Genomic DNA, 23642 nt, shown 5'->3' with positions numbered 1-23642 from the left:
GGGGCCTGTTAAGGCCCCCTTTGCTTATCTGAATGAGAACTGTCTCCACGCGAGATAACCGAGGAAAAAGAAATGGCTGATATTACCGCTGCCCTGGTAAAAGAACTGCGCGAGCGTACCGGCGCTGGCATGATGGATTGCAAGAAGGCGCTGGTTGAATCCAACGGCGACATCGAACTGGCAATCGAAAACATGCGTAAGTCCGGTGCGATCAAAGCCGCTAAAAAAGCAGGCAACGTGGCTGCTGACGGCGTGATCAAAACCAAGATCGAAGGCAACTATGGCATCATTCTGGAAGTTAACTGCCAGACTGACTTCGTAGCAAAAGACGCCGGTTTCCAGGCGTTCGCCGACAAAGTGCTGGATGCCGCTATGGCTGGCAAAATCACTGACGTTGACGTGCTGAAAGCGCAGTTCGAAGAAGAGCGCGTAGCGCTGGTGGCAAAAATCGGCGAAAACATCAACATTCGTCGCGTTGCTTCCCTGGAAGGCGAAGTGCTGGGCAGCTACCTGCACGGCGCGCGTATCGGCGTTCTGGTTGCGGCTAAAGGCGCTGACGAAGAGCTGGTTAAGCAAATCGCAATGCACATTGCGGCGAGCAAGCCAGAGTTCGTGAAGCCAGAAGACGTGTCTGCTGAAGTGGTAGAAAAAGAGTACCAGGTTCAGCTGGACATCGCCATGCAGTCCGGCAAGCCGAAAGAAATCGCAGAGAAAATGGTTGAAGGCCGCATGAAGAAATTCACCGGCGAAGTTTCTCTGACCGGTCAGCCTTTCGTTATGGATCCGAGCAAATCCGTTGCTCAGGTGCTGAAAGAGCACAACGCTGACGTGACCAACTTCATTCGCTTCGAAGTGGGCGAAGGCATCGAGAAAGTCGAAACCGACTTCGCTGCTGAAGTTGCCGCGATGAGCAAACAGTCTTAATGACTGTCGATGGAACCGCCGTCTGGCGGTTCCATACTATCCAGCCAGAATTACACCGGTGGCAAGCCCTGCAGCGTGATACTCACCTCAGGCGCGTTTCATCGGCTGAAATCCCCAATACTAATACTGCTTCTTAGGACAGAACACCATGGCAACCAATGCAAAACCCGTATATCAGCGTATTCTGCTTAAACTGAGTGGCGAAGCCCTGCAAGGTGCAGAAGGTTTTGGTATCGACGCCAGCGTTTTGGATCGCATGGCTCAGGAAGTGAAAGAGCTGGTCGAACTGGGAATTCAGGTCGGTGTAGTTATTGGCGGCGGGAACCTGTTCCGCGGCGCGGGCCTGGCGCAAGCCGGCATGAACCGCGTAGTGGGCGACCACATGGGAATGCTGGCTACCGTGATGAACGGCCTGGCTATGCGTGATGCACTGCACCGTGCCTATGTGAACGCCCGCCTGATGTCGGCGATCCCGCTGAACGGCGTGTGTGACAATTACAGCTGGGCAGAGGCGATCAGCCTGCTGCGCAACAACCGCGTGGTGATCTTCTCCGCCGGTACCGGCAACCCGTTCTTCACCACCGATTCCGCTGCTTGCCTGCGCGGCATTGAGATCGAAGCGGACGTGGTGCTGAAAGCCACCAAAGTGGATGGCGTCTACTCCGCCGATCCGGTGAAAAACCCGGATGCGACGCTGTATGAACAATTAACCTATCAGGACGTGCTGGAGCGCGAGCTGAAAGTGATGGATCTGGCGGCGTTTACGCTGGCTCGCGATCACGGTCTGCCGATCCGCGTGTTCAACATGAACAAGCCTGGCGCGCTGCGCCGCGTGGTGATGGGTGAGAACGAAGGTACGCTGATCAGCAAATAAGGCTGTTCACACCCCTTTTCGGAGCGCGTGACGCCAGGCGCCGCGCGCTCTCCGAGTACGATTACGGGCTATACTTGAGTATCGCCTGCCAAGTAACCAGCTTCCAAGGGTTTGCAACGTGACTAATGAAATCAGAAAAGATGCTGATTCACGCATGGAAAAAAGCGTAGAAGCATTCAAAAACCAAATCAGCAAGATCCGCACCGGCCGCGCTTCGCCAAGCATTCTGGACGGCATCATGGTGGAATACTACGGCGCCGCTACCCCGCTGCGTCAACTGGCCAACGTGACCGTGGAAGACTCCCGCACGCTGAAAATCAACGTGTTCGACCGCAGCCTGAGCCAGGCCGTTGAGAAAGCGATCATGAGCTCCGATCTGGGCCTTAACCCGTCTTCCGCCGGTTCTGACATTCGCGTTCCGCTGCCTCCGCTGACCGAAGAACGCCGTAAGGATCTGATCAAGATCGTACGCGGTGAAGCTGAGCAGGGCCGCGTAGCGGTGCGTAACGTGCGTCGCGACGCCAACGACAAGGTCAAGGCGCTGCTGAAAGACAAAGAGATCAGCGAAGACGAAGAACGTCGTTCACAAGACGAGATTCAGAAAATGACCGACGCTTACATCAAGCTGGTCGACGCCGCGTTGGCGGAGAAAGAAAAAGAGCTGATGGATTTCTAATCAGCATCGCGCAGAAAAAAAGCGTCGCCTGGGCGGCGCTTTGTTTTTTGTGGCGCAGATCCCGTTTCATCGTACTGAAAGATCATGGACAAGCGCTGTCCAAGGTTCCACACTGGAGCACCTCCGATCTCATCAGACAGTTATTCAGAGTGAACTCATGAAGCAACTGACCATTCTTGGCTCGACCGGCTCGGTAGGGACCAGCACCCTGGCCGTGGTCAGGGCGAATCCCGAGCGTTTTGCGATCAAAGCGTTGGTGGCCGGCCGCAACGTCGCGGTTATGGCGCAGCAATGCATCGAATTCCGGCCCGCCTTCGCCGCGATGGCGGATGAAAGCGCCGCCCGCGAGCTGCGCGCCATTCTGGCGGAAAACGGCGTCGCTACCGAGGTATTGGCCGGGGAGCAAGCGGCCTGCGAACTGGCGGCTTTGGACGACGTCGATCAAGTGACGGCGGCCATCGTTGGCGCTGCGGGGCTGTTGCCGACGCTGGCGGCGATCCGCGCAGGCAAGCAGGTGCTGCTGGCCAACAAAGAGTCGCTGGTCACCTGCGGCCGCCTGTTTATGGACGCGGTGCGGCAAAGCCAGGCGCAACTGCTGCCGCTCGACAGCGAGCACAACGCGATTTTTCAGAGTTTGCCTGAGAGTATTCAGCGCCAGTTGGGATACTCTTCACTGGACAGTCATGGTGTTTCGCGCATCGTACTTACCGGCTCCGGCGGCCCGTTCCGCACCACGCCGCTGGAACTGTTCGCCGCGATGACGCCGGATCAAGCCTGCGCCCACCCGAACTGGTCGATGGGCCGCAAGATCTCGGTGGACTCCGCCACCATGATGAACAAAGGTCTGGAATACATTGAGGCCCGCTGGCTGTTTAACGCCTCGGCCGAGCAAATGGAAGTGATCCTGCACCCGCAGTCGGTGATTCACTCGATGGTGCGCTATGCCGACGGCAGCGTGCTGGCGCAGCTGGGTACGCCGGATATGCGCACGCCGATCGCCCACGCGATGGCGTATCCGCAGCGCGTGAACTCCGGCGTGGAAGCGCTGGACTTCTGCCGCATCGGTTCGCTGACCTTCGCTGAACCGGAACGCGAACGTTATCCTTGCCTGTATTTGGCGATCGAAGCGTTCGAGGCCGGCCAGGCGGCGACCACCGCGCTGAACGCGGCCAATGAAATCGCCGTGGCGGCATTTTTGCAGCAGCAGATTCGCTTTACCGACATTGCGGCGGTCAATCGCCAGGTGGTGGAGCGTCTCGCGCTGCAGGAACCGACCAGCATCGAAGCGGTCTTAGACATTGACCGCCAGGCGCGCGCCGCCGCCGAGGAACGCGTTCGCACGTTGTGCGGCTGATCACGGCGATTATCCGATTTTGCTCGTAATTCACGCGTGCCGCCGCGGGGCCGTTTGTTCATGCCCCGCTGAGGTGGTATAGTCTGCGCCACCTGTCAGCGGTTATACCGTTGAATTATGGCTCGATTGGCGCCTTGTGCGCCAATGGCGACCCGGCTGCGTCGGGTATCGCGAGGGCAGGCTGAAAGCCGTGTCGGGCACACGGCTTTTTTTGCGCGTAAGGGTCTGATGTTCCGGAAAGGCAGTTATATTTCTATTGAGGAAATAAGTACGAGTTATGTCGTCCGCAAACCAACAAGAGGCTAATCCATCTTCCCCGGGGCCGCGCCATGTCGCCATTATCATGGACGGTAACGGACGCTGGGCCAAACGTCAGGGCAAGTTACGTGTCTTCGGTCATAAAGCAGGGGTGAAATCGGTTCGCCGCGCGGTCAGTTTTGCCGCCAGCCACCATTTAGATGCACTCACGCTTTATGCCTTCAGCAGCGAAAACTGGAACCGTCCGGTGCAGGAAGTTTCTGCCCTGATGGAGCTTTTTGTCCGCGCTTTGGATAGTGAAGTAAAAAGCCTGCATAAACATAACGTCAGGCTGCGGGTGATCGGCGATATTAGCCGGTTCAGCGCGCGTTTGCAGGAGCGGATCCGCCGCTCTGAAGCACTGACGGAAAATAACGATGGCCTGACGCTCAATATCGCTGCCAACTACGGCGGCCGTTGGGATATCATTCAGGGAGTAAGGGAACTGGCCGAGCAGGTTCGGGGCGGGGAGTTGCACCCGGATCAGATCAGCGAGGAATTATTGAGCGAACGGGTTTGCATGAGCGACCTGGCGCCGGTGGATCTGGTTATCCGCACCGGTGGCGAGCATCGCATCAGTAACTTCCTGCTGTGGCAAATCGCCTATGCTGAACTTTACTTTACTGATGTGCTCTGGCCTGATTTCGATGAACTTGTCTTTGAAGGTGCGCTGAATGCATTTGCACAACGTGAGCGCCGCTTCGGGGGAACAACACCTATCGGCGCCGATGCGTCCTAGGGAGAACTTTTGCTGAAGTATCGCCTCATAACTGCTCTGATTTTAATCCCGATCGTTATCGCGGCGCTGTTCCTGTTGCCGCCGCTGGCCTTTGCTCTGGTAACGCTCGTCGTGTGCATGTTAGCAGCCTGGGAGTGGGGCCAACTGGCCGGTTTTACCTCCCGTTCGCAGCGCATCTGGCTGGCGATACTGTGCGGTTTTCTGCTGGCGCTGATGATGCTCAGCGTTCCCGCCTACCATCAATCCGTGCCGCAGGTAAGCGGCTCGCTGTGGCTGTCGCTGGCCTGGTGGCTGGCGGCGCTGCTGCTGGTGCTGTTTTACCCCGGCTCGGCCGCCATCTGGCGCAATTCGCGCCCGCTGCGCCTGCTGTTCGGCCTGCTGACCATCGTGCCGTTTTTTTGGGGCATGCTGGCGCTGCGCCAGTTTGGCTATGAGCAAAACCCGTTTACCGGCGCCTGGTGGCTGCTGTACGTGATGCTGCTGGTGTGGGGCGCGGATTCCGGCGCCTATATGTTCGGCAAGCTGTTCGGCAAGCATAAGCTGGCGCCGAAGGTCTCGCCGGGTAAAACCTGGGAAGGGTTGATCGGCGGGCTGCTGACATCGGCGGTCATTTCCTGGCTGTTCGGCCGCTACGCGCCGCTGAACGTGGTGCCGACCACGCTGTTGGCCTGTTCGGTGATCGCCGCGCTGGCTTCGGTGCTGGGCGATTTGACCGAAAGCATGTTCAAACGCGAAGCGGGCATCAAGGACAGCGGTCATTTGATTCCCGGCCACGGCGGCATACTGGACCGTATCGACAGCCTGACCGCGGCGGTGCCGGTGTTTGCCTGCCTGATGCTGTTGGTGTTTTAATCCGTCAATGACGGAAAGTGAGGGATGATGGTCAGCGTGCTTTGGAACCTGGTGGCGTTTCTGATTGCGCTCGGTATTTTGATTACCGTGCACGAGTTCGGACACTTTTGGGTTGCCCGTCGTTGCGGCGTGCGCGTTGAACGCTTCTCCATCGGCTTCGGCCGGGCGCTGTGGCGCCGCACCGATCGCCAGGGCACCGAGTACGTCATCGCTTTGATTCCGCTCGGTGGCTACGTGAAGATGCTGGACGAGCGCGTGGAGTCGGTGGCGCCGGAAATGCGCCATCAGGCCTTCAACAACAAAACCGTCTGGCAGCGCGCGGCCATCATCAGCGCCGGCCCCATCGCCAACTTCCTGTTTGCTATCCTTGCCTATTGGTTGGTGTTCATCATCGGCGTGCCGAGTTTCCGCCCGGTGATCGGCGAAATCGCGCCGCAATCCATCGCCGCCAAGGCCGAAATTTCGTCTGGCATGGAACTAAAGTCGGTTGACGGCATCGAAACGCCTGATTGGGAGTCAGTTCGTCTGGCGCTGGTGGCGAAGATTGGCGATGCGCAAACCGAAGTCGGCGTAGCGCCGTTCGGCTCTTCGCAGGTGGTGACCAAAACCCTGGACTTGCGCCAGTGGAACTTTGAACCGGACAAGCAGGATCCCGTTGTCGCGCTGGGCATTATGCCGCGCGGCCCGCAGATCGAATCCGTGTTGGCGGAAGTGCAGCCTAACTCGGCGGCGCAAAAGGCGGGTTTACAAGCGGGGGACAGGATCGTTAAAGTCGATGGTCAGCCGTTGGGTCGTTGGCAGACGCTGGTGAAGCGTATCCACGATGGCCCGGGGCAACCGCTGGCTTTGGAGATTGAAAGAAACGGCGCCCCCTTGTCTTTGACGCTGATACCGGATACAAAGCCGGTGGGAAAAGACAAATCGGTGGGGTTTGCAGGCATCATTCCAAAAGTGCTGCCGCTGCCGGACGAGTATAAAACGATTCGCCAGTATGGACCGTTCCCGGCGCTGTATCAGGCCGGCGACAAGACCTGGCAGCTGATGCGGCTGACGGTCAACATGCTGGGCAAATTAATAACCGGTGATGTAAAGCTGAACAACCTGAGTGGCCCGATCTCGATTGCACAGGGAGCTGGGGCGTCAGCCGGAGTCGGGTTCGTGTATTATCTGATGTTCCTGGCGTTGATTAGCGTCAACCTGGGTATCATCAACCTGTTCCCATTACCGGTGTTAGATGGTGGGCATCTCCTCTTCCTGGCGATAGAAAAGCTGAAGGGTGGGCCGGTTTCCGAGCGAGTACAGGACTACAGCTACCGCATAGGTTCGATCGTGCTGGTGTTGTTGATGGGTCTTGCACTTTTCAATGATTTTTCCCGCCTCTAGGGGCGGGGATAGGTTAGGAAGAACGCATAACAACGATGGCGATGAAAAAGTTGCTCATAGCGTCGCTGCTGTTTGGCAGCGCCACCGTATACGGTGCAGACGGGTTCGTAGTGAAAGACATTCATTTCGAAGGCCTGCAGCGAGTCGCCGTCGGTGCGGCGTTACTCAACATGCCGGTTCGCGTCGGCGATACCGTCACTGACGATGACATCAGTAATACCATCCGTGCCTTGTTTGCCACCGGCAACTTCGAGGACGTGCGCGTGCTGCGCGATGGTAATACCTTGATCGTGCAGGTGAAGGAACGTCCTACCATCGCCAGCATCACTTTCTCCGGCAACAAGTCGGTGAAGGATGACATGCTCAAGCAGAACCTGGAAGCCTCCGGCGTCCGGGTGGGCGAGGCGCTCGACCGCACCACGATCTCCAGCATTGAAAAAGGGCTGGAAGACTTCTACTACAGCGTCGGTAAATACAGCGCCTCGGTGAAAGCCGTAGTCACGCCGTTGCCGCGCAACCGTGTCGACCTGAAGCTGGTGTTCACGGAAGGGGTCTCCGCCAAGATTCAACAAATCAACATCGTCGGCAACCATGCCTTCACCAACGACGAACTGATCTCACGCTTCCAACTGCGTGACGAAGTGCCATGGTGGAACCTGGTCGGCGATCGCAAATACCAGAAGCAAAAACTGGCGGGCGATCTCGAAACCCTGCGCAGCTTCTATCTGGATCGCGGCTATGCCCGCTTCAACATCGATTCTACCCAGGTGAGCCTGACGCCGGATAAAAAAGGCATCTACATCACCATCAACATCACCGAAGGCGAGCAGTACAAGCTTTCCGATGTTGTCGTGAACGGCAATCTGGCCGGCCACTCGGCGGAAGTCGCTCAGATCACCAAAATCGAGCCAGGCGAGCTGTACAACGGCAGCAAGGTGACCAAAATGGAAGACAACATCAAAACGATGTTGGGCCGTTATGGTTACGCCTACCCGCGCGTCGGCACTCAGCCTGAGATCAACGACGCGGATAAAACCGTCAAACTGCACGTCAACGTTGACGCGGGCAACCGCTTCTACGTGCGTCGCATCAAGTTCGAAGGCAACGACACCAGCAAGGATTCCGTACTGCGTCGCGAAATGCGCCAGATGGAAGGCGCCTGGCTCGGCAACGAGCAGGTCGAGCAGGGCAAAGAGCGTCTGAACCGTCTGGGCTACTTCGAAACGGTTGACGTGGAAACCCAGCGCGTGCCGGGCACCGCCGATCAGGTCGATGTGACCTACAAGGTGAAAGAACGCAACACCGGTACCTTCAACTTCGGCGTCGGTTACGGCACCGAGAGCGGCGTCAGCTTCCAGGCGGGCGTGCAGCAGGATAACTGGTTGGGTACCGGGTACTCGGTCGGCATCAGCGGCACCAAGAACGACTATCAGACCTATACCGAACTGTCGGTCACCAACCCGTACTTCACCGTTGACGGTGTGAGCCTGGGCGGCCGCATCTTCTACAACGACTTTAAGGCGGATGACGCGGATCTGTCGGACTATACCAACAAGAGTTACGGTATCGACGGCACGCTGGGCTTCCCGATCAACGAAAACAACTCGTTGCGTACCGGCCTGGGCTACGTCCACAACGGCCTGTCGAACATGCAGCCGCAGATCGCCATGTGGCGTTACCTCGACTCGATGGGCGTGGATGCGAACAAAACCGACCGCGCCAGCTACTCGACCGACGACTTTACGCTGAACCTGGGCTGGACCTACAACAACCTGGACCGCGGCTACTTCCCGACCTCGGGTAACCGCACCACGTTGAACGGTAAGGTCACCATTCCGGGCTCGGACAACGAATACTACAAGGTGACGCTGGACAGCGTACAGTACGTGCCGATCAACGACGATCGCACCTGGGTGCTGTTGGGCCGTGGCCGTCTGGGTTACGCGGATGGGTTGGGCGGCAAGGAAATGCCGTTCTACGAGAACTTCTACGCCGGTGGTTCGAGCACCGTGCGCGGCTTCCAGTCCAACACCATTGGTCCGAAGGCGGTGTACTACAACTCCAACTCGTACCAGTGTCAGTTCAACGCCGGCAGCACGACCTCGCGTCAGAGCATCTGTAGCTCGGATGACGCGGTGGGCGGTAACGCCATGGCGGTCGCCAGCCTGGAGCTGATCACCCCGACGCCGTTCATCAGCGAGAAATACGCCAACTCGGTGCGGACCTCGCTGTTCATCGATGCCGGTACCGTGTGGGATACCAAGTGGAAGAATACCGACGAAACGCTGATGTACGGCGTGCCGGACTACAGCAAGGCCAGCAATATTCGTTCTTCCGCCGGTATCGCGCTGCAGTGGATGTCGCCATTGGGGCCATTGGTGTTCTCTTACGCCAACCCGATCAAGAAATACGAAGGCGACAAGTCCGAACAGTTCCAGTTTAATATCGGTAAGACCTGGTAACGGGTCTCGCCTCTGGGCATAACAGTTATTAAGAATCGCAATGGCCAGGCGCCCGCCGGCAGAGGGAGATGATTCTCATTGTTTGGTGGGACAAGTCTGGCAAATTGTGTACTTCAGTGTCATATGACACAAATGGGTGATGGTAAGGAGTTTATAGTGAAAAAGTGGTTGTGTGCCGCAGGCCTCGGTTTAGCAATGGCTGCTTCAGCTGGCGTTCAGGCAGCAGATAAGATCGCTGTCGTTAACGTCTCCAGCATTTTCCAACAGCTGCCGGCCCGCGAAGCGGTCGCTAAACAGCTGGAAAACGAGTTTAAAGGCCGTGCAAGCGAACTCCAGAACATGGAACGTAGCCTGCAGACCAAAATGCAACGTCTGCAGCGTGACGGCGCTACCATGAAAGCCAGCGACCGCAGCAAGTTGGAAAAAGACGTGATGGCGCAACGCGAGCAGTTCTCTCAGAAAGCCCAGGCTTTCGAGCAGGACAACCGCCGTCGCCAGATGGAAGAACGTAACAAGATCCTGAGCCGTATTCAGGACGCGGTGAAATCTGTCGCCAGCAAAGGCGGTTATGACGTGGTGATCGACGCCAACGCCGTTGCCTATGCAGACTCTTCCAAAGATATCACTGCTGACGTGCTGAAACAGGTTAAATAACACATGCTTTCAATTCGACTGGCTGATTTAGCGCAGCAGTTGGATGCACAATTGCACGGTGATGGCGATCTCGTCATCACCGGCATTGCTTCTATGCATTCGGCACAGCCTGGCCAAATCACGTTTTTGTCAAACAGCCGCTATCAAGAGCAGCTGTCCTCCTGCCAGGCAAGCGCCGTGGTGCTTACCGAAGCGGATTTACCACACTGCCGTGCTGCGGCGCTGGTGGTTAAAAACCCTTATCTGACCTACGCGCGCATGGCGCAACTGATGGACACTACGCCGGCACCGGCGCAGGATATCGCGCCAAGCGCGGTGATCTCGCCTGAAGCGCAGCTGGGGCAGAACGTCGCCATTGGGGCGAACGCGGTGATTGAGTCGGGTGCGGTGCTTGGCGATAACGTGGTTATCGGCCCGGGCTGCTTCATCGGCAAACACGCACGCATCGGCGCGGGAACGCGTCTGTGGGCGAATGTCACGATTTATCATGCGGTTGAAATCGGCCAGCGCTGCCTGATCCAGTCCGGCACCGTGATCGGCGCGGACGGTTTCGGCTATGCGAACGAGCGCGGCGAGTGGATCAAAATCCCTCAGTTGGGCACGGTGATTATCGGCGATCGCGTCGAAATCGGCGCTTGCACCACCATTGACCGCGGCGCTTTGGATAACACCCAAATCGGGAATGGTGTTATCATCGACAACCAATGTCAGATTGCACATAACGTCGTGATTGGCGACAATACCGCCGTCGCCGGCGGTGTGATCATGGCCGGCAGCCTGAAAATCGGCCGCTACTGCCAGATCGGCGGTGCCAGCGTGATCAACGGTCACATGGAGATTGCCGACAAGGTTGTTGTTACCGGAATGGGAATGGTTATGCGACCAATCACCGAACCTGGGGTATACTCTTCGGGCATTCCGTTGCAGCCTAACAAGGTTTGGCGTAAAACCGCTGCGTTGGTGATGAATATCGATGAGATCAGCAAACGCTTGAAAGCTGTCGAACGTAAAGTCGGAAAAGACTAATCATTGCCGCCCGCCCTGGCGGGTACAAAACGAAACGCGTTGGTCGTGAGACCAAAAGCGCAAAGAGATGTTAATTTGCGGCCTGCATGATGATCTCCTTTTGGGGTCAGCGCAGGCCGTGTTGTTGATGCCATCAGTTTTTAGAGACAGGAAGAGTATTTTGACTACTGACACTCATACTCTGGATATTGCAGAAATTTTGGATCTGCTTCCTCACCGTTACCCGTTCTTGCTGGTCGACCGCGTCCTCGAGTTTGAAGAGCACAAATATCTGCGTGCGGTGAAGAACGTATCGGTGAATGAACCGTTTTTCCAGGGCCATTTCCCTGGCAAACCGATTTTCCCAGGCGTATTGATCCTGGAAGCCATGGCGCAGGCCACCGGTATTCTGGCGTTTAAAAGCGTCGGCAAACTGGAGCCGGGCGAGCTGTATTACTTCGCCGGTATCGACGAAGCACGTTTCAAGCGCCCTGTGGTGCCAGGCGATCAGATGGTCATGGAAGTCACCTTCGAGAAAACTCGCCGCGGTCTGACTCGCTTCAAAGGCGTGGCGACCGTTGACGGTAAAATTGTCTGCGAAGCAACCATGATGTGTGCCCGCAGCCGGGAGGCTTAATCCGTGATTGACCAAACCGCCTTTATCCATCCTAGCGCGATAGTCGAAGAAGGCGCCGTGATCGGCGCCAACGTGCATATCGGCCCTTTCTGCTACGTCGGCTCCCAGGTGGAAATCGGCGCCGGCACGGTGCTGAAATCCCACGTGGTGGTGAACGGCATTACCAAGATTGGCTGCGATAATCAGATTTATCAGTTCGCCTCTATCGGCGAAGTGAATCAGGATCTGAAATACGCGGGCGAACCGACGCGCGTTGAAGTGGGCGATCGCAACCGCATCCGCGAAAGCGTGACCATTCATCGCGGCACCGCGCAGGGTACCGGCCTGACTAAAGTGGGCAACGACAACCTGCTGATGGTCAACGTGCACGTCGCCCACGATTGCGTGGTCGGCAATGCTTGCGTGCTGGCCAACAACGCCACGCTGGCGGGGCATGTGGAAATCGACGATCACGCCATCATCGGCGGCATGACGGCGATCCACCAGTTCTGCATTATCGGCGCGCATGTGATGGTAGGCGGTTGTTCCGGTGTCGCTCAGGACGTGCCTCCTTTCGTCATCGCTCAGGGCAACCACGCTACGCCGTTCGGCGTCAACGCGGTCGGCCTGAAGCGCCGCGGTTTTGACAAGGATGAAATGCAGGCAATCCGCAACGCCTACAAAATCCTGTATCGCAGCGAGAAAACGCTGGATGAAGCGAAAGCGGAAATCGAAGCCCTGGCCAAAGAACAGCCGGTGGTGCAGCAATACCTCGATTTCTTCACCCGTTCCACCCGTGGCATCATTCGCTGAGTTATGTCGAATCGTCCATTGACTATCGGACTGGTCGCCGGAGAAACCTCCGGTGACATTCTCGGCGCCGGCTTGATCCGTGCGCTCAAGGCGCAGATCCCCGGCGCGCGTTTCGTAGGCGTCGCCGGCCCGCTGATGCAGGCCGAAGGCTGCGAAGCCTGGTACGAAATGGAAGAGCTGGCGGTCATGGGCGTGGTGGAAGTGCTCGAGCGTTTGCCACGCCTGTTGAAGATCCGCAAGGATCTTACCCGCCGCTTCGGTGAGCTGCGGCCGGACGTGTTTGTCGGCATCGACGCGCCGGACTTCAACATCACGCTGGAAGGCCGCCTCAAGCAGCGCGGCATTCGCACCATCCACTACGTCAGCCCTTCCGTGTGGGCCTGGCGACAAAAGCGCGTTTTCAAAATAGGCAAAGCCACCGATTTGGTGCTGGCCTTTCTCCCTTTCGAAAAAGCGTTTTACGATCGTTTCAACGTCCCCTGCCGGTTTATTGGCCACACTATGGCGGACGCCATGCCGTTGCAGCCCGACCGGCTGGCGGCGCGCGCTCAGCTTGGCATCGCTCCGCAGGCGCGCTGTCTGGCCTTGCTGCCGGGCAGCCGCGGCGCCGAAGTCGAGATGCTGAGCGCCGATTTCCTCAAAACCGCGCAGCTGCTGCGCACCCGTTATCCCGAGCTGGAAGTGGTGGTGCCGCTGGTCAACGCCAAACGGCGCGAGCAGTTTGAGCGCATCAAGGCCGAGGTTGCACCGGATTTGACCGTACACCTGCTGAACGGGCAGGGGCGCGAAGCGATGATCGCCAGCGACGCGGCGTTGCTGGCATCCGGTACGGCGGCGCTGGAGTGCATGCTGGCCAAGTGCCCGATGGTGGTGGGCTATCGCATGAAGCCGTTCACTTTCTGGTTGGCGCAGAAGCTGGTAAAAACGCCTTACGTTTCGCTGCCGAATCTGCTGGCGGGGCGCGAGATCGTCACCGAGCTGTTGCAGCATGACTGCGTGCCGGACAAACTGGCCGCCGCCGTGATGCCGCTGCTGGAAGAGAGCCCGGAAACCGACGCGCTGAAACAGACTTTCCTTACCTTGCACCAAAGCATCCGTTGCGGTGCGGACGAACAGGCCGCTCAGGCTGTGTTGGAGCTGGCGAAAGCATGATTGAACCCTTTATCTATCCCGCTGCCACGCTGATTGCCGGTGTGGACGAAGTGGGCCGCGGCCCGTTGGTCGGCGCGGTGGTCACCGCCGCCGTGATCCTCGATCCGGCGCAGCCGATCGTCGGTCTGGCGGACTCCAAGAAACTCAGTGAAAAACGCCGCCTGGCGCTGTATGACGAAATCGTCGCCAAGGCGCTCTCCTGGAGCCTGGGGCGCGCCGAACCGGCGGAAATCGACCAACTGAACATTTTGCACGCCACCATGTTGGCGATGCAGCGCGCGGTGGCCGGGTTGCATATCGCGCCGGACATGGTTTTAATCGACGGTAACCGTTGCCCGAGCTTGCCGATGCGTTCGCAGGCGGTGGTGAAGGGCGACAGCCGCGTGGCGGAGATCAGCGCGGCGTCCATTCTGGCGAAGGTCACGCGCGATCGCGAAATGGCTGAGCTGGACAGCGAGTACCCGGACTACGGTTTCGCGCAGCATAAAGGCTACCCGACCGCCTTCCACCTGGAGCGGCTGGCCGCGCTGGGCGCCACCGAGCATCATCGCCGCAGTTTCGCGCCGGTGAAAAGAGCGCTGGCGCTGTAGTCTGCGAGCCTGACCGGCTCGACGATAGCATTAACCCGGGCTCAGTCTGCTGAGCCCCTTCAATCAGGTATCTGGAGATGGCCGAACCTCGTTTTATTCACCTGCGCGTCCACAGTGACTACTCCATGATTGATGGATTGGCCAAGACGGCGCCGCTGGTGAAAAGAGCCGCCGCGTTAGCCATGCCTGCACTGGCAATCACCGATTTCACCAACCTGTGCGGGCTGGTGAAATTCTACGGCAGCGCGCACGGCGCCGGGATCAAACCGATCATCGGCGCGGATTTCCATGTGCAAAGCGAAGAGCTGGGCGATGAACTGGCTCAGTTGACGGTGCTGGCCAGCAACAACGAAGGCTACCAGAACCTGACGCTGCTGATTTCCCGCGCCTATCAGCGCGGCTACGGCGCCGCCGGCCCGACTATCGATCGCGACTGGCTGATTGAACATCGCGAAGGGCTGATCCTGCTCTCCGGTGCGCGTCAGGGCGACGTCGGCAAGTTTCTGCTGCGCGGCAACCAGGCGCAGGTGGATCAGTGTCTTGATTTCTACCAGCAGCATTTCCCGGACTGTTACTATCTGGAACTGATCCGCACCGGCCGTCAGGACGAAGAGAACTACCTGCATGCGGCGGTGGCGCTGGCCACTGAGCGCGGCTTGCCGGTGGTGGCCACCAACGACGTGCGCTTCCTGGTGGAAGATGACTTCGACGCCCATGAGATCCGCGTCGCCATTCACGACGGCTTTACGCTGGACGACCCTAAGCGGCCGCGCAACTACAGCCCGCAACAATACATGCGCAGCGAAGACGAGATGTGCGAACTGTTCGCCGACATCCCGGAAGCGCTGCTGAACAGCGTCGAAATCGCCAAGCGCTGCAACGTCACCATTCGCCTCGGCGAATACTTCCTGCCGCAGTTCCCGACCGGCGATATGAGCACCGAGGACTTCCTGGTGCTCAAATCGAAAGAGGGGCTGGAAGAGCGTCTGGAGTTCCTGTTCCCCGATCCTGAAGTGCGCGCGCAGCGCCGCCCGGAATATGACGAGCGTCTGGACGTAGAGCTGAAGGTGATCAACCAGATGGGCTTCCCCGGCTACTTCCTGATCGTGATGGAGTTTATCCAGTGGTCGAAGGACAACAACGTGCCGGTGGGCCCGGGGCGCGGCTCCGGCGCCGGTTCGCTGGTGGCCTATGCGTTGAAAATCACCGACCTCGATCCGCTGGAGTTCGATCTGCTGTTCGAACGCTTCCTGAACCCGGAACGTGTCTCAATGCCCGACTTTGACGTCGACTTCTGCATGGAGAAGCGTGACCAGGTGATCGAGCACGTGGCGGAGATGTACGGCCGCGAAGCGGTATCGCAGATCATCACCTTCGGCACCATGGCGGCGAAAGCGGTTATCCGCGACGTGGGCCGCGTGCTGGGGCACCCGTACGGCTTCGTCGATCGCATCTCCAAGCTGGTGCCGCCGGATCCGGGCATGACGCTGGAGAAAGCCTTCGCCGCCGAACCGCAGCTGCCGGAAATTTACGAGGCCGACGAAGAGGTCAAGGCGCTGATCGACATGGCGCGCAAGCTGGAAGGGGTAACGCGCAACGCCGGTAAACACGCCGGGGGCGTGGTGATCGCGCCGACCAAGATCACCGACTTTGCGCCGCTGTACTGCGATGCCGAAGGGAACCATCCGGTGACCCAGTTCGACAAGAACGACGTGGAATACGCCGGGCTGGTGAAGTTCGACTTCCTCGGTCTGCGCACCCTGACCATCATTGACTGGGCGCTGGAGATGATCAACGCCCGGCGCGCCAAGACCGGGCTGGAGCCGATCGACATCGCCGCCATTCCGCTCGACGACAAGAAAAGTTTCGACATGCTGCAGCGCTCGGAAACCACGGCGGTGTTCCAGCTTGAATCGCGCGGCATGAAAGATTTGATCAAACGTCTGAAGCCCGACTGCTTCGAAGACATGATCGCACTGGTGGCGCTGTTCCGTCCGGGGCCGCTGCAGTCGGGCATGGTGGATAACTTCATTGACCGCAAACACGGCCGTGAAGAGATCTCCTACCCGGACATTCAGTGGCAGCACGAGTCGCTCAAGCCGGTGCTGGAGCCGACCTACGGCATCATCCTGTATCAGGAACAGGTGATGCAGATTGCCCAGGTGCTGGCCGGCTATACGCTGGGCGGCGCGGACATGCTGCGTCGTGCGATGGGTAAAAAGAACCCGGTCGAAATGGCCAAGCAGCGCGGCGGCTTTGAAGACGGCGCCAAAGCGCGCGGCATCGACGGTGAACTGTCGGTGAAAATCTTCGACCTGGTGGAGAAATTCGCCGGTTATGGCTTCAACAAATCGCACTCCGCCGCCTATGCGCTGGTGTCGTACCAGACGCTGTGGCTGAAGGCCCACTACCCGGCCGAGTTTATGGCGGCGGTGATGACCGCCGATATGGACAACACCGACAAAGTGGTGGGGCTGGTGGACGAATGCTGGCGCATGGGGCTGAAGATCCTGCCGCCGGACATCAACAGCGGCCTGTATCACTTCCACGTCAACGACGACGGCGAGATCGTGTACGGCATCGGCGCCATCAAGGGCGTAGGGGAAGGGCCAATCGAGGCGATTATCGAGGCGCGCAACAGCGGCGAACAAGGTTACTTCAAAGACCTGTTCGATCTCTGCGCGCGCTCCGACATCAAGAAACTGAACCGCCGCATTCTGGAAAAACTGATCATGTCCGGGGCGTTCGATCGCCTTGGGCCGCATCGCGCCGCGCTGATGAATTCGCTCGGCGACGCGTTGAAAGCGGCGGATCAGCATGCGAAAGCCGAAGCTATCGGCCAGGTGGATATGTTTGGCGTGCTGGCGGAAGCGCCGGAGCAGGTAGAGCAATCCTACGCCAATATCGCGCCCTGGCCGGAGCAGGTGGTGCTGGACGGTGAACGGGAGACGCTGGGGCTGTACCTGACCGGCCACCCGATCACCCAGTACCTGAAGGAGATCGAACGTTACGCCGGTGGCCAGCGTTTGAAAGACATGCACCCGACGGATCGGGGCAAAATGACTACCGCCGTCGGGTTGGTGGTCGCCGCGCGGGTGATGGTGACCAAGCGCGGCAACCGCATCGGCATCTGCACGCTGGATGACCGTTCGGGCCGTCTGGAAGTGATGTTATTCACCGAAGCGTTAGAAAAATACCAGCATTTGTTGGAAAAAGACCGTATCCTTATCGCCAGTGGACAGGTCAGCTTTGATGACTTTAGCGGCGGGCTTAAAATGATGGCCCGCGAGGTAATGGACATCAGTGAAGCCCGGGAAAAATACGCTCGCGGGCTTGCTATCTCGCTGACTGACAGGCAAATTGATGACCAGCTTTTGAACCGTCTCCGTCAGTCGTTGGAACCCCATCGCTCGGGGACGATTCCAGTGCATCTCTACTATCAACGGGAAGATGCGCGAGCCAAGCTGCGTTTTGGCGCAACCTGGCGCGTGACGCCCACCGACCGCTTGTTGATCGACTTGCGGACGTTGGTAGGCAATGAGCAGGTGGACTTGGAATTTGACTAAAATAGGAATGCTATGAGTCTGAATTTTCTTGATTTTGAACAGCCGATTGCAGAGCTGGAAGCGAAAATTGACTCGCTGACTGCAGTCAGCCGTCAAGACGAAAAATTAGATATTAATCTGGACGAAGAGGTTCAGCGCCTGCGTGAAAAGAGCGTTGAGCTGACGCGCAAGATTTTTGCCGATCTTGGGGCTTGGCAAATTGCCCAATTGGCACGCCACCCGCGCCGTCCTTATACCCTGGATTATATCAAACACATCTTTACCGACTTCGAAGAGTTGGCGGGCGATCGCGCTTACGCTGACGACAAAGCGATCGTCGGTGGCATTGCGCGCCTGGATGGCCGCCCCGTGATGATCATCGGGCACCAGAAAGGCCGTGAAACCAAAGAGAAGATCCGCCGCAACTTCGGCATGCCGGCGCCGGAAGGCTACCGCAAGGCGCTGCGCCTGATGGAAATGGCCGCACGCTTCAAGATGCCGATCATCACCTTTATTGATACCCCGGGCGCTTATCCGGGCGTGGGCGCGGAAGAACGCGGCCAGTCGGAAGCTATCGCGCGCAACCTGCGTGAGATGTCGCGTCTGAACGTGCCGGTCATCTGCACCGTCATCGGCGAAGGCGGCTCCGGCGGCGCGCTGGCGATCGGCGTGGGCGACAAGGTGAACATGCTGCAGTACAGCACCTACTCGGTGATTTCGCCGGAAGGCTGTGCTTCCATCCTGTGGAAGAGCGCCGATAAGGCCCCGCTGGCGGCAGAAGCGATGGGCATCACCGCACCGCGTCTGAAAGAGCTGAAGCTGATCGACTCGGTGATCCCGGAGCCGCTGGGTTCCGCACACCGCGACGTGCCGGCGATGGCCGCCGCGCTGAAAGCGCAGCTGCTGGCCGATCTGAAAGATCTGGATGGTCTGAACGACGAAGAGTTGCTCAACCGCCGTTACCAGCGTCTGATGAACTACGGCTACTGCTGAGTTCTGTGCTTCGCTGCAAGAAACCGCCTCCGGGCGGTTTTTTTTTGGCTACACACCGCCGGATTTTCGTGGTGTTATAGAGACTTGGCCGTTAACTGACAGGAGCTGCCGATGAATATCATCGCCATCATGGGCCCGACGGGCGTCTACTACAAAGATGAGCCGATTCGCGAGCTCCACGCTGCGCTGGCCGCCATGGGATTCCAGCTGGTGTACCCCAAAAACAGCGGTGACCTGCTGAAGCTGATCGAAGCCAACGCCCGCATCTGCGGGGTGATCTTCGACTGGGACGACTACAGCCTGGAGCTGTGCAGCGAGATCAACGAGCTGAACGAATACCTGCCGCTGTACGCCTTTATCAATACCCACTCCACCTTCGACGTCAGCCTGCATGAAATGCGCATGGTGCTCTATTTCTTCGAGTACGGCCTGAATGCGGCGGACGACATCGCGCAGCGCATCCAGCAGTACACCGCGGAATACATCGACACCATTACGCCGCCGCTGACCAAGGCGCTGTTCAACTATGTGCGCGAAGGCAAGTACACTTTCTGCACGCCGGGCCACATGGCTGGCACTGCGTTTCAAAAAAGCCCGGTGGGCTGCCTGTTCTATGACTTCTTCGGCGCCAATACCCTGAAGGCCGACATCTCGATTTCGGTCACCGAGCTCGGTTCGCTGCTGGATCACACCGGGCCGCACCTGGAGGCCGAAGAGTATATCGCGCGCACCTTCAACGCCGAGCAGAGCTATCTGGTCACCAACGGCACCTCCACCGCCAACAAGATCGTCGGCATGTATTCGGCGCCGGCGGGCAGCACGGTACTGATCGACCGCAACTGCCACAAATCGCTGTGCCACCTGCTGATGATGAGCGATATCGTGCCGATCTATCTGCGCCCGCTGCGCAACGCCTACGGCATCCTCGGCGGCATTCCGCAGCGCGAATTCACGCGTGAGAGCATCGCCGCCCGGGTGCAGGCGACGCCGAACGCCACCTGGCCGGTGCATGCGGTGATCACCAACTCCACCTATGACGGCCTGTTGTACAACACCGACTACATTAAGCAGACGCTGGAGGTGCCGTCGATTCACTTCGATTCCGCCTGGGTGCCTTACACCAACTTCCATCCGATTTACGACGGCAAGAGCGGCATGAGCGGCGAGCGGGTGCCCGGCAAGGTTTTCTACGAAACCCAATCCACCCACAAGCTGCTGGCCGCCTTCTCGCAGGCCTCGATGATTCATATCAAGGGCGACTACGATGAGAGCACCTTCAACGAAGCCTACATGATGCACACCACCACTTCGCCGCACTACGGCATCGTGGCGTCGATGGAGACCGCCGCCGCCATGCTGCGCGGCAACCCGGGGCGCCGTTTGATCAACCGTTCGGTGGAGCGCGCGCTGCATTTTCGCCGAGAGGTGCAGCGGCTGCGCGAGGAGAGCGACAGCTGGTTCTTCGATATCTGGCAGCCGGAAGAGATCGATGAGGCGCAGTGCTGGCCGCTGGATCCCGACGACAACTGGCACGGTTTCGGCCAGACCGATCGCGATCATATGTACCTCGATCCGATCAAGGTGACGATCCTGACACCGGGCATGAATGAGCTGGGCGCGCTGGAGGAAGAGGGGATCCCGGCGGCGCTGGTGGCGAAGTATCTCGACGAACGCGGCATCGTGGTGGAGAAGACCGGGCCGTACAACCTGTTGTTCCTGTTCAGCATCGGCATCGATAAAACCAAGGCGATGAGCCTGCTGCGCGGCCTGACCGACTTCAAGCGCGCCTACGATCTCAACCTGCGGGTGAAGAACATGCTGCCGGATCTGTACGCCGAAGATCCGGATTTCTATCGCCATATGCGCATCCAGGATCTGGCCGCCGGCATTCATCGCCTGATCCGCCAACACGATCTGCCAGGCCTGATGCAGCGGGCGTTCGACGTGCTGCCGGAAATGAAGCTGACGCCGCACCAGATGTTCCAGGAACAGGTGCGCGGCAATGTCGAAACCTGCGAGCTGGATCAGCTGGTGGGCAAGGTGGCGGCCAATATGATCCTGCCTTATCCGCCGGGCGTGCCGTTGGTGATGCCGGGGGAAATGATCACCGAAGAGAGCCGGGCGGTGCTCGATTTCCTGCTGATGCTATGCTCGATCGGTGAGCGCTATCCCGGTTTTGAAACCGATATCCACGGCGCCAAACTGACGGAAGACGGGTGCTATCTGGTGAAGGTGCTGAAAGCCCCGCAGCCATAAGGCCATAACGCGCCCGGCGGTTTGGCAAGATAAGCCGGGCTTTTTCATTGACGGCATCGCCGCCGCCGGATACCGTGCCCCATCAGAATGAACAGGAGAGGGTTTCTATGCTGGCATTACGTCAGGTGCATCACATCGCGATCATTGGCGCGGACTACGCCGCCAGCAAGCGTTTTTACTGCGACATTCTCGGGTTTACCCTGCTGAGCGAAGTCTACCGTGAGGAGCGCGGCTCCTGGAAAGCGGATCTGGCGCTCAACGGGCAATACACCATCGAGCTGTTTTCTTTCCCCTCGCCGCCGGCTCGCGTCAGCCGCCCGGAGGCCTGCGGCCTGCGCCATCTGGCGTTCAGCGTCGACGACATCGATCAGGCTATCGCTCATCTGCAGGCGGCCGGCGTTGCCTGCGAACCGGTGCGTGTCGATCCCTACACCCAATCCCGCTTTACCTTTTTCAGCGATCCCGATGGTTTACCGTTAGAATTATACGAGAGTTAACGGCTTAATCGCCCCCCGGCGGCCACAGCCGGGGGCGGTTATGCTATGATCGCGCCCTTGCCCTACATGCCTACAGAGTTATTTCCGCCATGCAAGAGCCTGCTTTTCGCGTCGGGGAGTGGCTGGTTACTCCTGCCGACAACACCATCAGCCGCGATAGTCGCCAGAAAACGCTGGAACCGCGCCTGATCGACATGCTGTGCTATTTCGCCCGGCACCCCGACGTGGTGCTGAGCCGCGACGAGCTGATCGACAACGTCTGGAAGCGCAATATTGTCACCAACCACGTGGTGACCCAATGTATTTCAGAGCTGCGCAAGTACCTGAAAGACGGCGACAGCGACAGCCCGGAATACATTATCACCGTGCCCAAGCGCGGGTATAAGCTGGCGACGTCGGTGATCTGGTGTGAAGAGGGGGAGACACAACCCGCGATTGCACCGGCGCCGCAGATCGCGGTGATCATGCATGAGCCGGAAGACGGCGGCGATGATGAAGAGGATACGCCCTATGTGCCGCCGCGCCGGGCAAGCGTGCCGGCTGCCGCGCCCGGCGAGAAGAAGCCGCATTTTTATCGCCGCTCGACGTTCTGGGTGTGGCTGGCGTTTCTGAGTGCGCTAAGCGTCTGCGTGGCGTTTGTCGGCATCGCCACGCTGTCGCAGCGCGTGCCGGTATCGACCATGCCGGTGCTGCTCAACCCGCGCGATATCGATATCCGCATTCAGGGCGGCGAGAGCTGCAGCAACTGGATGCCGCAGCTCTCTTACGTGGTGGGTGTCAGCGAGCTGATTACCGATTCGTTGAACACTTACTCGACCTTCCTGGTGCACGACCAGACCAACTACAACTATTCCGGCCCCAGCAACTCGGGCAAGTCGCTGTATATCGAGTTCGTCAATCAGCGCCACTACCGCGCCCAGCAGTGTTTCCTCTCCGTGCGGCTGGTGGATAACGCCGACAGTTCGATCATGTTGGACAAGCGTTACTTCATCACCGCCGATAACCAGCTGAAGATCCAGACCGACTTCCTCGCCAGCCTGTCCGCGGCGCTGAAGCAGCCTTGGCCGCCACAGCTGGAGCAGCGTCTGGCGCAGTTGCTGCCCGACAACGGGCCGTTGCTGCAGCGTTTCTACCAGGCGCATCAGTTGCTGATCCGCGGTGACGCCGATTCGTTGACCCGCGCCAGCGCCCAGCTGAGCGAGCTGATTAACAGCGCGCCGAACTTCCGCTATCTGCTGGCTGAAAAAGCGTTGGTGGATCTGCTGCGCAATTCTTATCAACCGTTCGACAGCCCGGCCTTGGGGCAATTGCGCGCCGATATCAGCCATCTGGCGGCGATCCCCGAATTGAAGAACACGCCGATTATGCAGCAGGTTCTGGCGGTAGATGCCTTGACGCAGGGGCGCATTGACGAGGCGCACCGGGCGATCGATCTGGGGATTGAATTGCAAATGTCGTGGCTGAATTATGTGCTGCTGGGCAAGGTGTATGAAATGCAGGGGCAGAATCATTTGGCGGCCGATTCTTATATTACCGCCTTCAATCTTCGCCCCGGTGAGGATACCTTGCATTGGATCACCAATGGCGTATTCCAGACGTCATTGACCAACGTCGTGCCTTATTTAAATAACTATCAGCGCCAATAATTAACCCAATATCACGCCGCTCTTATTCTTCGGGGATCATGGCGGCGTTATTTATTGGTGAAGTCATGTTGCATGAATGTATTATTTTGCTGCGCGATATTATCTCTTTTTTGCCATTTGTTATGCGTTATTAACCTTGTCATCTTTTTGTTTTTAAATGATGTTTATCTTTTCTTTAGCCTGTCTTTTTATCTTGATGTGTTAATAAAAAACCTCAGGTTATCATTTGTATGATCATGAGCGTAATCTCACTTTATCTTTAGGACTTTATTCCCCCCGATGGTTAGCATCCTGACTATCAAACCGGCTCATTA

19 protein-coding genes are annotated in these 23642 nt (G+C 58.4%); all 19 read left to right on the top strand.

Annotated elements, in window-relative coordinates; genetic code table 11:
* Positions 1-72 precede the first annotated feature (72 nt).
* Positions 73-924, top strand: coding sequence for a translation elongation factor Ts (gene tsf, locus AC2CGQ_RS24175; protein ID WP_033635739.1), 852 nt, complete (start codon positions 73-75; stop codon positions 922-924).
* 148 nt (positions 925-1072) lie between these two features.
* The gene (pyrH, locus tag AC2CGQ_RS24170; RefSeq protein WP_004931940.1) at positions 1073-1798 is read left to right on the top strand and encodes a UMP kinase; all 726 of its coding nucleotides are present in this window, start codon (positions 1073-1075) and stop codon (positions 1796-1798) included.
* Between the two features lie 118 nt (positions 1799-1916).
* On the top strand, positions 1917-2474 hold the full coding sequence (gene frr, locus AC2CGQ_RS24165; protein ID WP_004931943.1) for a ribosome recycling factor: 558 nt from the start codon (positions 1917-1919) through the stop codon (positions 2472-2474).
* A gap of 157 nt (positions 2475-2631) precedes the next feature.
* Positions 2632-3828, top strand: a complete 1197-nt coding sequence (gene ispC, locus AC2CGQ_RS24160) for a 1-deoxy-D-xylulose-5-phosphate reductoisomerase (RefSeq protein WP_088381884.1) — start codon at positions 2632-2634, stop codon at positions 3826-3828.
* Positions 3829-4105: 277 nt separating this feature from the next.
* The gene (ispU, locus tag AC2CGQ_RS24155; RefSeq protein WP_004931947.1) at positions 4106-4864 is read left to right on the top strand and encodes a (2E,6E)-farnesyl-diphosphate-specific ditrans,polycis-undecaprenyl-diphosphate synthase; all 759 of its coding nucleotides are present in this window, start codon (positions 4106-4108) and stop codon (positions 4862-4864) included.
* A gap of 9 nt (positions 4865-4873) precedes the next feature.
* Positions 4874-5716, top strand: a complete 843-nt coding sequence (gene cdsA / locus AC2CGQ_RS24150; RefSeq protein WP_004931949.1) for a phosphatidate cytidylyltransferase — start codon at positions 4874-4876, stop codon at positions 5714-5716.
* 27 nt (positions 5717-5743) lie between these two features.
* Entirely contained in the window at positions 5744-7099 is a 1356-nt protein-coding gene (gene rseP, locus AC2CGQ_RS24145) for a sigma E protease regulator RseP (RefSeq protein WP_004931952.1), read from the top strand.
* Between the two features lie 35 nt (positions 7100-7134).
* Positions 7135-9561: an outer membrane protein assembly factor BamA gene (gene bamA / locus AC2CGQ_RS24140; RefSeq protein WP_004931955.1), complete on the top strand. Its 2427-nt coding sequence runs from the start codon at positions 7135-7137 to the stop codon at positions 9559-9561.
* Positions 9562-9717: 156 nt separating this feature from the next.
* Positions 9718-10215, top strand: a complete 498-nt coding sequence (skp, locus tag AC2CGQ_RS24135) for a molecular chaperone Skp (protein ID WP_004931958.1) — start codon at positions 9718-9720, stop codon at positions 10213-10215.
* A gap of 3 nt (positions 10216-10218) precedes the next feature.
* Complete coding sequence (gene lpxD, locus AC2CGQ_RS24130) at positions 10219-11241, top strand: UDP-3-O-(3-hydroxymyristoyl)glucosamine N-acyltransferase (protein WP_004931959.1); 1023 nt, start codon at positions 10219-10221, stop codon at positions 11239-11241.
* 160 nt (positions 11242-11401) lie between these two features.
* Positions 11402-11857 (top strand): 3-hydroxyacyl-ACP dehydratase FabZ, encoded by a 456-nt coding sequence (gene fabZ, locus AC2CGQ_RS24125; protein ID WP_004931962.1) that lies wholly within the window; start codon positions 11402-11404, stop codon positions 11855-11857.
* Between the two features lie 3 nt (positions 11858-11860).
* Complete coding sequence (lpxA, locus tag AC2CGQ_RS24120) at positions 11861-12649, top strand: acyl-ACP--UDP-N-acetylglucosamine O-acyltransferase (RefSeq protein ID WP_004931964.1); 789 nt, start codon at positions 11861-11863, stop codon at positions 12647-12649.
* Positions 12650-12652: 3 nt separating this feature from the next.
* Positions 12653-13801: a lipid-A-disaccharide synthase gene (lpxB, locus tag AC2CGQ_RS24115; protein WP_015378891.1), complete on the top strand. Its 1149-nt coding sequence runs from the start codon at positions 12653-12655 to the stop codon at positions 13799-13801.
* Complete coding sequence (rnhB, locus tag AC2CGQ_RS24110; protein WP_015378890.1) at positions 13798-14391, top strand: ribonuclease HII; 594 nt, start codon at positions 13798-13800, stop codon at positions 14389-14391. Before lpxB ends, rnhB begins: the two co-directional genes overlap by 4 nt.
* Before the next feature lie 77 nt (positions 14392-14468).
* Complete coding sequence (gene dnaE, locus AC2CGQ_RS24105; protein WP_004931970.1) at positions 14469-17957, top strand: DNA polymerase III subunit alpha; 3489 nt, start codon at positions 14469-14471, stop codon at positions 17955-17957.
* Positions 17958-17969: 12 nt separating this feature from the next.
* Positions 17970-18929, top strand: coding sequence for an acetyl-CoA carboxylase carboxyl transferase subunit alpha (gene accA, locus AC2CGQ_RS24100; RefSeq protein ID WP_004931972.1), 960 nt, complete (start codon positions 17970-17972; stop codon positions 18927-18929).
* Between the two features lie 111 nt (positions 18930-19040).
* Positions 19041-21185, top strand: coding sequence for a lysine decarboxylase LdcC (locus AC2CGQ_RS24095; protein WP_004931974.1), 2145 nt, complete (start codon positions 19041-19043; stop codon positions 21183-21185).
* 107 nt (positions 21186-21292) lie between these two features.
* Entirely contained in the window at positions 21293-21682 is a 390-nt protein-coding gene (locus tag AC2CGQ_RS24090) for a VOC family protein (RefSeq protein ID WP_015378887.1), read from the top strand.
* A gap of 89 nt (positions 21683-21771) precedes the next feature.
* Positions 21772-23328: a lysine decarboxylation/transport transcriptional activator CadC gene (gene cadC / locus AC2CGQ_RS24085; RefSeq protein ID WP_172574919.1), complete on the top strand. Its 1557-nt coding sequence runs from the start codon at positions 21772-21774 to the stop codon at positions 23326-23328.
* Positions 23329-23642 lie beyond the last annotated feature (314 nt).

Source organism: Serratia sp. DFXYC6 (assembly GCF_057196085.1).
This window is presented reverse-complemented; position numbering and strand designations above follow the sequence as displayed.

Excerpts from the sequence above, each read along its gene's own strand:
- tsf (WP_033635739.1), top strand. The coding sequence starts at position 73 with ATGGCTGATATTACCGCTGCCCTGGTAAAAGAACTGCGCGAGCGTACC.
- pyrH (WP_004931940.1), top strand. The coding sequence starts at position 1,073 with ATGGCAACCAATGCAAAACCCGTATATCAGCGTATTCTGCTTAAACTG.
- ispC (WP_088381884.1), top strand. The coding sequence starts at position 2,632 with ATGAAGCAACTGACCATTCTTGGCTCGACCGGCTCGGTAGGGACCAGC.
- ispU (WP_004931947.1), top strand. The coding sequence starts at position 4,106 with ATGTCGTCCGCAAACCAACAAGAGGCTAATCCATCTTCCCCGGGGCCG.
- rseP (WP_004931952.1), top strand. The coding sequence starts at position 5,744 with ATGGTCAGCGTGCTTTGGAACCTGGTGGCGTTTCTGATTGCGCTCGGT.
- bamA (WP_004931955.1), top strand. The coding sequence starts at position 7,135 with ATGGCGATGAAAAAGTTGCTCATAGCGTCGCTGCTGTTTGGCAGCGCC.
- lpxD (WP_004931959.1), top strand. The coding sequence starts at position 10,219 with ATGCTTTCAATTCGACTGGCTGATTTAGCGCAGCAGTTGGATGCACAA.
- lpxB (WP_015378891.1), top strand. The coding sequence starts at position 12,653 with ATGTCGAATCGTCCATTGACTATCGGACTGGTCGCCGGAGAAACCTCC.
- rnhB (WP_015378890.1), top strand. The coding sequence starts at position 13,798 with ATGATTGAACCCTTTATCTATCCCGCTGCCACGCTGATTGCCGGTGTG.
- dnaE (WP_004931970.1), top strand. The coding sequence starts at position 14,469 with ATGGCCGAACCTCGTTTTATTCACCTGCGCGTCCACAGTGACTACTCC.
- accA (WP_004931972.1), top strand. The coding sequence starts at position 17,970 with ATGAGTCTGAATTTTCTTGATTTTGAACAGCCGATTGCAGAGCTGGAA.
- AC2CGQ_RS24095 (WP_004931974.1), top strand. The coding sequence starts at position 19,041 with ATGAATATCATCGCCATCATGGGCCCGACGGGCGTCTACTACAAAGAT.
- AC2CGQ_RS24090 (WP_015378887.1), top strand. The coding sequence starts at position 21,293 with ATGCTGGCATTACGTCAGGTGCATCACATCGCGATCATTGGCGCGGAC.
- cadC (WP_172574919.1), top strand. The coding sequence starts at position 21,772 with ATGCAAGAGCCTGCTTTTCGCGTCGGGGAGTGGCTGGTTACTCCTGCC.